The following is an 11877-nucleotide window of genomic DNA, read 5'->3' as shown; positions in this document are numbered from 1 at the left end:
GGGTGATCACCCCTCATACACGTCCGAACGTCGTCCTCGCGCCTAGCGGCCGCCCTGCTCGTCCCGACGGCGCTGCCAGCGCTCCTCGATACGATCCATCATGGAGCGCTTCGCCCGTGCCTGACGGCGTGCCTGCGGGGCACCGCCCGCGGGCCGCTCTCCCGGCTTGGGAGCCTTGCGCCAGCCCGTCACGGCGAGTACCGCGCACCCCAGCATGACGAGGAAACCCACCACGCTGACCCAGATCTGCTGTGCGACCATACCGGCCATGAGGAGCGCGATTCCTACGAGGAATCCCGCGACCGCCTGATAAACCCGTCGCCGGGTGTACGTGCGCAGCCCGTTTCCCTCAAGCGCTGTCGCGAACTTGGGATCTTCGGCGTACAGCGCTCGCTCCATTTGCTCGAGCATGCGCTGCTCGTGCTCCGAGAGCGGCACGGAGTCCTCCTCATCGTGCAGTCGCCGGGGCGACCCGGGGGGTCCCTTCAGGATAGGCAGGGAATCGCCCCCGTGAAACCCGCCCCTCTAGGCCAATTGGCCAACCGGTTCCCGCCATGGCCGTCCCGGCTCGCTGAAACTTCCATTCCCCAGCGGCCGACCCGTCATGCCGGGAAGATCTACCTCGATCATACGGCGCAAACCCCTCGATCGGAGGGCCTGTGGCGTACTCCATCTGCTGTCGCGGCCCTGATCAGCGGTGTGCCTGAAGGCGGCTCAGCCGGCGCCGCCGCCGGGCGCCTCGCCGAGCACGTGAAGCTGCGTGGCCACGGAGTGGAACGCCGGCAACTCGGCCGCCGCCGCCTCCAGCTTCAGCAGGGCGTCGAGGGCTCCGGGCTCGGTGTCGACGAGGACCCCGGGCACCAGGTCGGCGAAGACCCGCACACCGTGCACGGCGCCGACCGCGAGCCCCGCGCCCTCGACCAGCGCGGTGAGCTGTTCCGCCGTGAAGCGCCGCGGCACCGGGTCGCCGGCGCCCCAGCGGCCGTGGGGGTCGTCGAGGGCCTGCCTGGCCTCGGTGAAGTGGCCCGCCAGGGCACGGGCGAGCACGGCACCGCCGAGTCCGGCCGCGAGCAGGCTCAGGACGCCTCCGCCGCGCAGCGCCGCCACCACGTTGCGGACGCCCTCGGCCGGCTCGTCGACGTACTCCAGGACGCCGTGGCACAGCACCGCGTCGAAGCCGCCGCGCTCGACCACGTCGAAGAGGCCGTGGACGTCGCCCTGGACGCCCCGCACCCGGTCGGCGACACCGGCCTCGGCGGCCCGGCGCTCCAGCGCGAACAGCGCGTTCGGGCTGGGGTCGACGACGGTGACGCGGTGCCCGAGGCGGGCGACGGGCACGGCGAAGTTGCCGCTGCCGCCTCCGGTGTCGAGGACGTCGAGCGAGCCCCGGCCCGTGGCCTTGGCCCGCCCGTCCAGGGCGTCCCGGAGGACCTCCCAGACCACGGCGGTACGGAGCGAGGCCCGGGGCCGCGAGGGGTCGGAGCGCAGCGACGCCGGTTGCGGGCAGTGGTGGGAGACAGGCGGTCGCATCGGGTCCGGCACGGCAGTCGACTCCTCGGCGTGGCACCGCCTGTTGCCCGGCGGCGCGAACGGGTTCCCTCCCCCGCCCGGGACGCGGGAGGAGGGAAGGCTTCAGGCGTTCTCCACCCTATTGCCTCGGCCGCCGTACCTGGTCACCACGGGGGCGCCCGGCCGGCCGGGTCCCCTGCGGGCCGGGCCCGTCGCTGTCACCCCGCGTCCGGCAGCTCCCTCCCGGTGGCGTGGCCGGCCGGTGCTCCGGTCTGCTGCCGGGGCTGTGGCAGGACGGGCTGGAGCACCAGCATCCGTTCGACGATGCGGACGAACATCGCCACGTCCCTGATCAGATCGTCGGCGTCCCGGCGGCTCGCGGCGTCCCGGATGCCCGCCTCGGCCCGGGCCCGGCGGGCGGCGCCGGAGGCGAACAGGGCGCTCCACTCGGTGAGTTCGGGCGCTATCTCGGGGAGCACCTCCCAGGCGCTGCGGATGCGGGCGCGGCGCCTGGTCGGGGACTCCGGGCGGGCCCGCGCGGCGAGGACGGCGGCGGCGGTGCGCAGGGCGGCGAGGTGAGCGGTGGCATAGCGCTCGTTGGGTGTGGGGAGGACGGCGGCCTCGTCGAGTCCGGCACGGGCCTTGGCGAGCAGGTCGAGGGCGGCGGGCGGGGCCGTGGCCCGGCGGAGCACGGGGTGCACGTCGCTCGCCGGGCCGGTCAGTGAGGGGGCAGGGCCGGATGCGCGGCGCCGGCGGGCGGCTGCTGCGGACGAGCTGGCCATGACGAACCTCCTGTCGTCTGTGTGACGGCACACCCTGGTCCGGGGTGCCGTATGTGCCCATCGTGCGGTATGCCACTGACAATCCGTTCTGACCTGGGCTTTTGATTCGATCGACAGTTCGGATCTGGGTACGGGCGGAGGGAGGTCCACGCGCTCGCGAGGGAAGGGGCGGGGGCGGGACCGTTGCTGTGAGAATCGTGACCATGGAAAGCAGCAGCACCGCGCCGGGCGGCGCCACGCGCCGCGAGGCCACCCGGCGCAGGCTCTACGAAGCGGCCGTCACGCTCATCGCCGAGCAGGGCTTCTCCGCGACCACGGTGGACGAGATCGCCGAGCGGGCCGGGGTCGCGAAGGGCACGGTCTACTACAACTTCGCGAGCAAGTCGGTCCTCTTCGAGGAGTTGCTGCGGCAAGGCGTGGGCCTGCTCACCGCCTCCCTGCGGGACGCCGCCGAACGGTCCGCGCGCGGGGGCGGCGGCACGGTGGACGCCCTGGACGCGATGATCCGCGCCGGTCTCGTCTTCATCGACCGCCACCCGGCCTTCACCCAGCTGTACGTGGCCGAGCTGTGGCGCACCAACCGCGCCTGGCAGTCCACCCTGCTCGTGGTGCGGCAGGAGGTCGTCGCGGTGGTGGAGGGGGTGCTGCGCGCGGGTGTGGCGGCCGGCGAGTTCAGCGCGGAGATCGACGTCCCGCTGACGGCGGCGGCGCTTGTCGGCATGGTGCTGGTGGCGGCGCTGGACCGGAAGTCGTTCCAGCCGGAGCGTTCCGTGGACGACGTCCACGCCGCCCTGTCCCGGCTGCTCCAGGGACGGGTGAGCGGCAGGGGCTGACAGGAAAGCGCCGGTCCGCCCTGGCCCGTCCCCCGCGGGCCGGCTCGGACCGGCGCTCCTTCCTGCTCCCCCGTACGTCCCCCGTGGAACCCCCGTTTCGGTCTTCCCCGGGTTCCCCCGTGCCTCGCTTCCGCCGACGAGCCGGCGGAAGGAGCGGCCGAGGAGGTCACCGTTCCGCCGCCCCGTGCCGGCGGTCCCGGGCCTCGTCCCCCTGCCGTGCCTCCACTGTCTCGTTCCCGCAGGTCGGGGCCCATCCGCGCACCTACTCATCTGGCCGCCTAGGTACCCGTACTCAGCCGTCCGCACCGGTACGCAGGACGCGGCGTGGCCGGCTGGTTGCGATCGCCTCCGTGTCCGTACTCCCCCCGGTGTCACCAGCGGCTGGGCCGGCGGCATCCATGCCCACGCCGTGGTGCTGCTGGCCGGCCTGTCCGGTGCGACCGGGGTGGGCGACGGCGTTCCGCAGACACTGCAACGCCCCGAGGTACTCATCGCGGCGGGCGCGCTGCTCCTGTGCGAGGCCGTCGCCGGGCATGGCCGTGCTGTGCCTGCTGCTCTCCCCGATCCGGCGGGTCCTGCGCCGCAGGGCGCGGCGGCGGGAGGAACGGCGGTCGGCCACCCGGCTCGCGCGTCCGCCTGACCGGCCCGCCGCCCGGTGGCCCGCCGCCCGGCCGGCCACCGGGCGGGCGCCTGCGGTCCGGACTGTCAGTGGCGGTCGATAAAGTCGCGGGCATGGCACGGATTGCGGTGATCGGCGCCGGGATGGGCGCGATGGCGGCTGCCGCCCGGCTGGCCGTCGCGGGCCACCGGGTGGTGGTGTACGAGCGCACGGAGACGTACGGCGGGGCGGTGCGCCGCTTCGAGCGGGACGGTTTCGGTTTCGACACGGGCCCGGGCCTGCTGCCGCTGCCCGCGGTCTACCGCGACCTGTTCCTGAAGACCGGCAAGGAACCGCTGGAGGACTGCGTCCGGCTCACCCAGGTCGACCCGTCGTCACGGCACGTGTTCGCGGACGGCACCGAGGTGTCGCTGCCGAACGCCTCGCGCGCGGGTGTCGTCGCGGCCCTGGACGAGGCCCTGGGATCCGGCGCGGGACAGCGCTGGGGCGACTTCCTGGTGCGCGCCCGCGAAGCCTGGGACCGCACGCGCCGCCCCCTCCTGGAGGAGCCGCTGTGGCCGAACTGGTCGGTGCTGACGGACCGCGAGCCCTATCCGGCGGTCCCGCACAAGCGGCTGCTGCGCACCCGGCGGGCCGCGACGCTCGCCGAGATCGGGGCCTGGGAGCTGCGTGATCCCCGGCTCGACGCCCTGCTCGCGGGCCACGCGCTCGGGTACGGCCTGGACCCCGGCACCGCTCCGGCGAGCGCGGCCGTGCTGCCGTACATGGAGCACGCCTTCGGCGTCTGGTATGTCCACGGCGGCATGCGGGAGTTGGCGCGGGCGGTGTACGAGCGATGCGTGCGGCGCAAGGTCGAGTTCGTCTTCGGCGCCGAGATCACCGGGATCCTGGAGAAGGACGGCCGCGCGGCGGGCGTCGAGCTGGCCCGGGGCGCCGACGGGGCCGCCGGCTCCGGGGGACGGACGGTGGCCGAGGCGGACGCGGTCGTCGGCACGGGCCCCTGGCGGCTGCGCGGTCTGCTGCCCGGCCAGGAGTTGTACGGACCGGGTGCCGTCACACCGGCCGCCGAGGGGCTGTTCCCGGGCCGGGTCGTGGTGTGCCTCGCGCTGCGCGGCCGGCGCGAGCCGGGGGCGGCGCACCGCACGGTGGTGCATTCCCCGGCGGCTGCGGCCGAGTTGGGCCTGTTCACGGCGGAGGGCACGCCCGAGCGTCCCACGGTCCGCGTCGACCGCCCGGACGACCCCGCCCTGCGTCCGGACGCGGCGCACGAGTCCATGGTGGTGACGGCGACCGTGCCGTCCGCGGCGGGGTACGACTGGACCGCGCCCGGCGCCGCCGCCGCCTTCGCGGACCGTATGGTCGCCGCCGCCGAACGGGCGGTGCCGGGGCTGCGCGAGCGGGTGTTGTGGCGGGAGGTGCGTACGCCGGTGGACACCGCGCGGGAGACCGGGGCGGAGGGCGGGGCCGTTCCGCCGCCGTCGCTGGCCGCGGCCGGGGGGACGCTGCATCCGTCCAACGCCACGGCGATACCGGGCCTGTTCGGGGTGGGCGGCTGGTCGCATCCCGGCGGTGGTCTGCCGCACGCCGGCATGTCGGGCGCGCTGGTCGCCGGGCTGATCGTGGAGGGGCCGGACTTCCGCGGCTCACGGTGAGTCCCGCCGCCCGGGCGGCGGCCGGTCAGAAGCGGTAGTGCTCGTCGTACCCGTTGCCCTGCTGCTGGCCGTGGCCCTGCTGCTGGCCGTCGCCCTGGTACGGGTAGGGCTGCTCCTGCGGGAGTTCGCCGCCGTAGGTCTCGTCGGTGCGCTGCTGCGGGACCCAGACGCCGCCGGCCGGGGTCTCGCCGTAGCCGCCGTTGCCGTACTGGTCCTGGCCGTAGGGCTGTTGGCCGTACTGCTGACCGCCGTAGCCGTTGTCGTACGCGGCGCCGCCGTAGTTCTGGGCGCCGACGTACGGGTCGGAGTAGGGGGCGTACTGCTGCTGGTCGCCCGTGTCGTAGCCGTACTGCTGCTGGCCGTAGCCGGAGTAGTCGTACGAGTAGCCCTGGTCGGCGCCCTGGGCGGTGGCCGCGTAGCCCGGGTCCTGGTGCTGGGCCGCGGCAGCGTGGGCGGAGTCGCCGTATATGCCGTAGGAGCCGGTGTCCTCGGGCATGGGCTGCGGTTCGTAGACGGCGGTGGCTTCGGCGGCCTGCCGGCCGGGGTGGGCCGCGGCGAACACGTCGTCGCGGTCGTAGTCGCCGTCGTGGCCGCCGTGCGGGGCGCCGTCGTGGCCGTAACCGCCGTCCTGGCCGTACTCGCCGTCCTGCCGGTAACCGGCGTCCCCGGCGTCCGCGCCCTGGCCGGTCCGGGCCGCCGACGGGTCCTGGGCCCCCGGATCGGGGTCCCGGTCGTCCTGGTGGTCGGGACCGCCGCCCCGGCGCTTGCCGCCGACCGCTCCCCGGCGGACCACCCAGCCCTCGGCGAAGCCGCGGCGGAACGACAGCGTGACGTAGGTCTGGCCGACCGCGAAGGCCACCGCGCCCAGCGCGATGACGACGACGGAGGGCATCAGCACACCGAGCACGACGCCGAGGAAGCCGACGAACGCCAGCAGCCGCCAGCGCAGCCGTGCCTTGTACTGCAACAGCACCTCGCCGAGCAACCACAGCGCGACGATGCCGAACGCGAGGTAGAGGACCGCCCAGCCCATGTACGCCCCTCTCCCAGTGACCGCTACGCAGTGTGTCGTATCTCGGTGATGCCGGTCTAGGTCTGCGGAGGATGGTGCAGGCCCAGGTTCTCGTAGATCTCCAGTGGCGCCGTGGAGTTGTTGAGCGTGATGAAGTGCAGTCCGGGCACTCCCTCGGCCAGCAGCCGGGCGCAGAACTCCGTGGCGAACTCGATGCCAATGGAGCGTACCGCCGCCGGATCGTCCTTGGCTGTGAGGATCCGTTCTTTCAGCGCCTGCGGGAACCCGGCGTTGCTCAGCTTGGGCAGCCGCTCCAGCATCCGCAGACTCGTGACCGGCAGGATCTCGGGGATGACCGGGGTCTCGCAGCCGGCCGCCGCGACCCGGTCGCGCAGCCGCAGGTACGACTCCGGCTCGAAGAACATCTGCGTGATGGCATAGTCGGCGCCCGCGCGGCACTTGTCCACGAAGCGGGCGACGTCGGTGTCCCAGTCGGCGGAGCGCGGATGCATCTCCGGGAAGGCGGCGACACCCACGCAGAAGTCGCCCGACTCCTTGATGAGCGCGACGAGTTCGGCCGCGTAGGTCAGGCCCTGGGGGTGCGGCACCCACGCGCCCATGGGGTCGCCGGGCGGGTCGCCGCGGACCGCGAGCATGTTGCGGATCCCGGCGTCCGCGTACTGGCCGATGATGTTGCGGAGTTCGGCGACGGAGTGGTCGACGGCGGTGAGGTGGGCGACCGGCGTCAGCGTGGTGTCGGCGACGATCTGCTGGGTCTCCTTGACCGTGGTCGCGCGGGTGGTGCCGCCGGCGCCGTAGGTGACGGACACGAAGTCGGGGGCCACCGCCTCGACCCTGCGCAGCGCGTTCCACAGACTCCGTTCACCCTTGGGCGTCTTCGGCGCGTAGAACTCGAACGAGTACGTCGTCTTGCCGGTGCTCAGGATGTCACGCACGGTGCGCGCGCGGTCGGTCCTGGTGGATGCGGTTCCAAGGGCCATACCCGCAGGTTAGCCAGGCCCGGGCGGTCCCCCAACCGGGCGCCGGAGATTTGCCCGAATTGCCGAACTCTTGTCCATCCCTTGGACAGGGCCTGGCCAGGTGATTGCTAGCCGTCCCGTCGCAGTCGCCCGGTGAACTCGGCCGCCGCCGCTCCGGGGTCGTCGGCCTCGGTGATCGCGCGGACGACGACCACCCGGCGGGCCCCGGCGTCCAGTACCTCGTCGAGGTTGCCCAGGTCGATGCCGCCGATGGCGAACCAGGGCCGGGCGGTGCCCAGCGCGGCCGTGTACCGGACCAGGTCCAGGCCGGGCGCGGGCCGGCCGGGCTTGGTGGGCGTGGGCCAGCACGGACCGGTGCAGAAGTAGTCCACGCCGTCCTGGACGGCCGCCGCCACGGCCTCCTCCGGGGCGTGTGTGGAGCGGCCTATGAGCACGTCGTCGCCGAGGACGGCGCGGGCCGCGGGTACCGGGAGGTCGCCCTGTCCCAGGTGGAGCACGGCGGCGCGGGCGGCGTGGGCGACGTCCGCGCGGTCGTTGACCGCGAGCAGTTTGCCGTGCCGGGCGCAGGCGTCGGCGAACACCTCCAGGTGCGCCAGCTCCTCGGCCGCCTCCATGCCCTTGTCGCGCAGCTGCACGACGTCGACCCCGCCGGCCAGGACCGCGTCCAGGAACTCGGCGAGGTCGCCCTGGTCCTTGCGGGCGTCCGTGCAGAGATAGAGCCGGGCGTCGGCGAGCCGGTCACGGGCCGTGCGGGCGGCGGTGCCGGTGCCGGTGCCGGCAATGGTCTCGGTGCCGGCTGTGGTCTCGGTGCTGACGGCCGCGCTGTCGGCCGTGATGTCGGTGTCCGGCATGTCTGTCCCCCGGGATGGGTGTGAGGTCGGTGAGGTGATGCGGTGTGGTGCGGTGTCGTGACGTACGGGCCGGACCGACCGCCCCGTCCGGGCGGCTCGCGGGGCACGGCGACACGGTGGCCCGGCGGCCGGGCACGGGGCGCGATGCGCGGCACCGGGTCCGGCGGCCGGGCGCCGGACGGGCCCGGGCCGTGATCCACCCCGGCCGTGGCCCGTCCGGGGGCCGCGGCCCGTACGTCGGAGGGCGTTCGGATCAGACGGCGAGCGCCTGGGCGCGGCGCTTCACCTCCGTGCCGCGGTTCTCGCTGAGGGCCTGCGCGGGGGTGCCGGGCAGGGTCGGGTCAGGAGTAAAGAGCCACTCCAGCATTTCCTCGTCCGTGAAGCCGTCGTCCCGCAGGAGCGTCAGGGTCCCGGACAGACCCTTGACGACCTTGTCCCCGTCGATGAAGGCGGCAGGGACGTGCAGCGCACGGTTCTCGCCACGGCGTACGGCGATGAGCTGGCCCTCCTTGACCAGCTGCCGGACACGTGTCACCTCGACGCCGAGCTGCTCGGCGATGTCGGGGAGGGTGAGCCATGCAGGGACGAGAGCATCGATCTTTGCGTCAATCTCGGTCACGGAAACAGCGTGCCATCCCGGACCGACAGTCGGAAGCCAGGCCCGTCCGACCTGGGGATATCGCGCGTCACGCGGTGGCCTCCTTCAGCGGCCTCGCCGGGTCCGCGAGCAGCAGCGGATCCATCGGCGTGCCCGCCTCGATCAGCCGCCGTCCCTGCGCCAGATCACGCGGCCGGCCCACGGCCAGCAGGGCGACCAGCCGGCCCGCGCCCAGCCAGCAGACGGTCCAGGCGGGCCCGGCGGGGTCGCCGCGCCACAGCAGCGTGTCGGCCGCCGGGTAGTGGCCGACGTACTGCACGAAACGCCCGAACTGCTCGGACCAGAAGTACGGCACCGGGTCGTAGGCCGCCGGGGTGTCGCCGATGATGTTCGCGGCGACCGTGCGCGGCCCCTGGAGGGCGTTGTCCCAGTGGTGGACGAGCAGGCGCTCGCCGTACCGGGCGGAGGGGAAGGACGCGCAGTCACCGACCGCGTAGACGTCCGGCGCGGAGGTGCGCAGATGGTCGTCGGCCACGACCTCGCGATGGGCGCCCAGCTCGATGCCGGAACCGGCCAGCCAGGCGGTGGCGGGGCGGGCGCCGATGCCGACCACGACGGCGCCCGCGGGCAGCCGCGAGCCGTCGTCGAGCACCACCGCGCCGGGCTCGACGCGCGCCACGCGCGCGTGGGTGCGCAGTTCGGTGCCGCTGTCCGCGTACCAGGCGGCCATCGGCGCCGTGACCTCGGCGGGGAGCGCGCCCGCGAGCGGGCGGGCGGCGGCCTCGACGACCGTGACCGCACAGCCCGCCTCGCGGGCCGCCGTGGCGAACTCGGCGCCGATCCAGCCCGCGCCGACGACCACGATGTCGTGCTGCCGGGCGAGCACCGGCCGCAGCGCCTGGGCGTCGTCGAGGGTGCGCAGCAGGTGCACGCCGGGGACGCCCTCCGCGCCGGGCAGCCGGATCGGTTCGGCGCCGGTGGCGAGGACCAGGACGTCGTACGGCACCGGACCGGCCGCGGTGTCCAGCTCGTGGTCGCCGGGGCGCACGCCGAGCGCCTCCCGGCCCAGTTCGAGGTCGATGCCGAGCGCGCCGAAATCGACGTCGAAGGCCGAGCCCTCGACCTTGCCGAGCAGCACGGCCTTGGACAGCGGTGGCCGGTCGTACGGCGCGTGGGGCTCCGCGCCGACCACGGTCACCGTGCCCCTGAACCCTTGCTCCCGCAGGGCGACCGCGGTCTGCACCCCGGCCATGCCCGCGCCGGCGACGACCACGCGCCGCACCTGTGACGTGCTCCGTTGCTGCGTCTGCTGGCTCACGCTGATCACCATAGTCAACTGACGATTTGTCAGTCAGGGGGCGTGCTGGGTGACCTGCTGCACACGGGCTCGTCCGGTGTCCGCCAGGGGCCCGCGCCGGCCGTTCCTCCGTGCGCGTCGCGCCGCCCGGCCGGAGCCCGCCGAGCCGCGTGCGGGCCGAGGCCGCGAGCGGGGTGCGGGCCGAGGCTTCCTTTTCGAGGCGGGCGGCGGCGGGCTAGGGTGGCCACCGTACAAGCACTCGCGGGAGCCCGGACGCACCGGGCTGAGAGGGAGGCTGGCGGCCTCCGACCGTACGAACCTGATCCGGGTCATGCCGGCGAAGGGAGGGGCTGGACGCCCATGTCGTCACGTACGTCGGATGTCCTCGTCATCGGGGGCGGAATCATCGGCCTGGTCACGGCCTGGCGGGCCGCGCAGCGCGGATTCGCCACGGCCGTCGTGGATCCCGAGCCGGGTGGCGGGGCCGCACAGGTCGCGGCCGGCATGCTGGCCGCGGTCACCGAACTGCACCACGGCGAGCAGACGCTGCTCGGCCTGAACCTGGCCTCGGCGCGCCGCTATCCGGACTTCGCGGCCGAGCTGACCGAGCTGACCGGCCGCGACCTCGGCTACCGCCGGTGCGGCACGCTCGCCGTCGCGCTGGACGCCGACGACCGCGCGCACCTGCGCGACCTGCACGAACTGCAACAGCGCTCCGGTCTTGAGTCCGAGTGGCTGTCCGGCCGGGACTGCCGTCGTCTGGAGCCGATGCTCGCGCCGGGGGTGCGGGGCGGGCTGCGGGTGGACGGCGACCACCAGATCGACCCGCGGCGGCTGGCGGCGGCGCTGCTGGCGGCCTGCGAGCGGGCGGGAGTGGTGTTCCACCGCGCCTGGGCCGAACGCTGCGTGGTGCGCCGGGACCGGGCCGTCGGGGTGATCACCGGGGACGGCACCGAACTGGACGCCGGGCAGGTGGTGCTCGCGGCCGGCAGCCTGAGCGGCCGGCTGGCGGGCCTGCCGGAGGCCGTGCTGCCGCCGGTGCGGCCGGTGAAGGGTCAGGTGCTGCGGCTGACCGTGCCGAAGCGGTACGCGCCGTTCCTGAGCCGGACCGTGCGGGCCGTGGTGCGCGGCAGCCAGGTCTACCTGGTGCCGCGGGAGAACGGTGAGCTGGTCGTCGGGGCGACCGACGAGGAACTGGGCTGGGACACCACGGTGACCGCGGGCGGCGTGTACGAGCTGCTGCGCGACGCGCACGAGCTGGTGCCCGGGATCACCGAACTGCCGCTGACCGAGACCCGGGCCGGGCTGCGGCCCGGCTCCCCGGACAACGCGCCGCTGCTCGGCCCGACCGCGCTCGACGGGCTGCACGTGGCCACCGGGCACTACCGCAACGGCGTGCTGCTCACCCCGGTCACCGGGGATGTCATGGCGCACGTCCTGGCCACCGGGACGCTCCCGGAGGAGGTCCGTCCGTTCACCCCCGCGCGCTTCGGCGCCGCCGCCCTCACGGAGCAGCCCGCATGATCATCTCCGTCAACGGGGAGCACCGGGAGATCGCGCCCGGCACGGCCCTCGACGCCCTCGTGCAGACCCTCACCACAGCGCCCGGCGGAGTGGCCGCCGCGCTCAACGAAACCGTCGTCCCGCGCGCGCAGTGGCCCGCCACCGCCCTGAGCGAGGGGGACCGCGTCGAAGTCCTCACCGCCGTCCAAGGAGGCTGAAC

At 74.3% G+C, this 11877-nt stretch carries 12 protein-coding genes, 1 pseudogene and 1 riboswitch; of the genes and pseudogenes, 5 read left to right on the top strand and 8 right to left on the bottom strand.

All coding sequences use genetic code 11. The annotated features are described in order from the left end of the window. Positions 1-42 precede the first annotated feature (42 nt). From ACFY2B_RS23805 to ACFY2B_RS23795, 3 genes are all read right to left on the bottom strand, one after another. Positions 43-438, bottom strand: a complete 396-nt coding sequence (locus ACFY2B_RS23805) for a DUF3040 domain-containing protein (RefSeq protein ID WP_390765097.1) — start codon at positions 436-438, stop codon at positions 43-45. 276 nt (positions 439-714) lie between these two features. Beyond that, on the bottom strand, positions 715-1542 hold the full coding sequence (locus tag ACFY2B_RS23800; protein ID WP_390765096.1) for a methyltransferase: 828 nt from the start codon (positions 1540-1542) through the stop codon (positions 715-717). A gap of 185 nt (positions 1543-1727) precedes the next feature. Next, positions 1728-2291 carry an SAV_6107 family HEPN domain-containing protein gene (locus ACFY2B_RS23795; RefSeq protein WP_390765095.1) on the bottom strand — a complete coding sequence of 188 codons (564 nt, stop codon included), beginning with the start codon at positions 2289-2291 and terminating at the stop codon, positions 1728-1730. A gap of 203 nt (positions 2292-2494) precedes the next feature. Between ACFY2B_RS23795 and ACFY2B_RS23790 the strand changes: the two genes are divergently transcribed. The 3 genes and pseudogenes from ACFY2B_RS23790 to ACFY2B_RS23780 all read left to right on the top strand — a co-directional run bounded on the left by ACFY2B_RS23790 (position 2495) and on the right by ACFY2B_RS23780 (position 5395). Further along, a complete protein-coding gene (locus ACFY2B_RS23790; protein ID WP_390765094.1) occupies positions 2495-3124 on the top strand; it encodes a TetR/AcrR family transcriptional regulator in 630 nt (209 codons plus the stop codon). 350 nt (positions 3125-3474) lie between these two features. Continuing rightward, positions 3475-3653: pseudogene (locus tag ACFY2B_RS23785) on the top strand (DUF4126 domain-containing protein); the annotation flags it as partial. A 203-nt stretch (positions 3654-3856) separates the two neighbouring features. After that, entirely contained in the window at positions 3857-5395 is a 1539-nt protein-coding gene (locus tag ACFY2B_RS23780; RefSeq protein WP_390765093.1) for a phytoene desaturase family protein, read from the top strand. Positions 5396-5420: 25 nt separating this feature from the next. On the opposite strand, the gene ACFY2B_RS23775 is transcribed toward ACFY2B_RS23780, so the two are convergent. From ACFY2B_RS23775 to ACFY2B_RS23755, 5 genes are all read right to left on the bottom strand, one after another. Continuing rightward, positions 5421-6428, bottom strand: coding sequence for a hypothetical protein (locus ACFY2B_RS23775; RefSeq protein ID WP_390765092.1), 1008 nt, complete (start codon positions 6426-6428; stop codon positions 5421-5423). 56 nt (positions 6429-6484) lie between these two features. After that, positions 6485-7408 (bottom strand): methylenetetrahydrofolate reductase [NAD(P)H], encoded by a 924-nt coding sequence (gene metF / locus ACFY2B_RS23770; protein ID WP_390765091.1) that lies wholly within the window; start codon positions 7406-7408, stop codon positions 6485-6487. Between the two features lie 107 nt (positions 7409-7515). Continuing rightward, complete coding sequence (thiE, locus tag ACFY2B_RS23765) at positions 7516-8259, bottom strand: thiamine phosphate synthase (RefSeq protein ID WP_390765090.1); 744 nt, start codon at positions 8257-8259, stop codon at positions 7516-7518. A 253-nt stretch (positions 8260-8512) separates the two neighbouring features. Next, a complete protein-coding gene (locus ACFY2B_RS23760) occupies positions 8513-8878 on the bottom strand; it encodes an Rv2175c family DNA-binding protein (RefSeq protein WP_028803215.1) in 366 nt (121 codons plus the stop codon). Positions 8879-8945: 67 nt separating this feature from the next. Beyond that, positions 8946-10187 carry an NAD(P)/FAD-dependent oxidoreductase gene (locus ACFY2B_RS23755; protein WP_390765089.1) on the bottom strand — a complete coding sequence of 414 codons (1242 nt, stop codon included), beginning with the start codon at positions 10185-10187 and terminating at the stop codon, positions 8946-8948. Between the two features lie 218 nt (positions 10188-10405). After that, a riboswitch (TPP riboswitch) is annotated at positions 10406-10517 on the top strand. On the opposite strand from ACFY2B_RS23755, the gene thiO reads away from it, so the two are divergent. Beyond that, positions 10515-11678: a glycine oxidase ThiO gene (gene thiO, locus ACFY2B_RS23750; protein ID WP_390765088.1), complete on the top strand. Its 1164-nt coding sequence runs from the start codon at positions 10515-10517 to the stop codon at positions 11676-11678. It overlaps the preceding riboswitch by 3 nt. Then, a complete protein-coding gene (gene thiS, locus ACFY2B_RS23745; protein ID WP_390765087.1) occupies positions 11675-11875 on the top strand; it encodes a sulfur carrier protein ThiS in 201 nt (66 codons plus the stop codon). The genes thiO and thiS overlap by 4 nt, the downstream gene beginning before the upstream one ends. Positions 11876-11877 lie beyond the last annotated feature (2 nt).

It is taken from the genome of Streptomyces sp. NPDC001270, from assembly GCF_042896695.1.
GTDB lineage: Bacteria > Actinomycetota > Actinomycetes > Streptomycetales > Streptomycetaceae > Streptomyces.
Note: the sequence above shows the minus strand (reverse complement) of the source record. Positions and strands in the feature narration are given on the sequence as shown.

Coding starts and splice junctions, on each gene's coding strand:
- ACFY2B_RS23795 (WP_390765095.1), bottom strand. CDS start 2,291: ATGGCCAGCTCGTCCGCAGCAGCCGCCCGCCGGCGCCGCGCATCCGGC.
- ACFY2B_RS23790 (WP_390765094.1), top strand. CDS start 2,495: ATGGAAAGCAGCAGCACCGCGCCGGGCGGCGCCACGCGCCGCGAGGCC.
- ACFY2B_RS23780 (WP_390765093.1), top strand. CDS start 3,857: ATGGCACGGATTGCGGTGATCGGCGCCGGGATGGGCGCGATGGCGGCT.
- ACFY2B_RS23775 (WP_390765092.1), bottom strand. CDS start 6,428: ATGGGCTGGGCGGTCCTCTACCTCGCGTTCGGCATCGTCGCGCTGTGG.
- metF (WP_390765091.1), bottom strand. CDS start 7,408: ATGGCCCTTGGAACCGCATCCACCAGGACCGACCGCGCGCGCACCGTG.
- thiE (WP_390765090.1), bottom strand. CDS start 8,259: ATGCCGGACACCGACATCACGGCCGACAGCGCGGCCGTCAGCACCGAG.
- ACFY2B_RS23755 (WP_390765089.1), bottom strand. CDS start 10,187: ATGGTGATCAGCGTGAGCCAGCAGACGCAGCAACGGAGCACGTCACAG.
- thiO (WP_390765088.1), top strand. CDS start 10,515: ATGTCGTCACGTACGTCGGATGTCCTCGTCATCGGGGGCGGAATCATC.
- thiS (WP_390765087.1), top strand. CDS start 11,675: ATGATCATCTCCGTCAACGGGGAGCACCGGGAGATCGCGCCCGGCACG.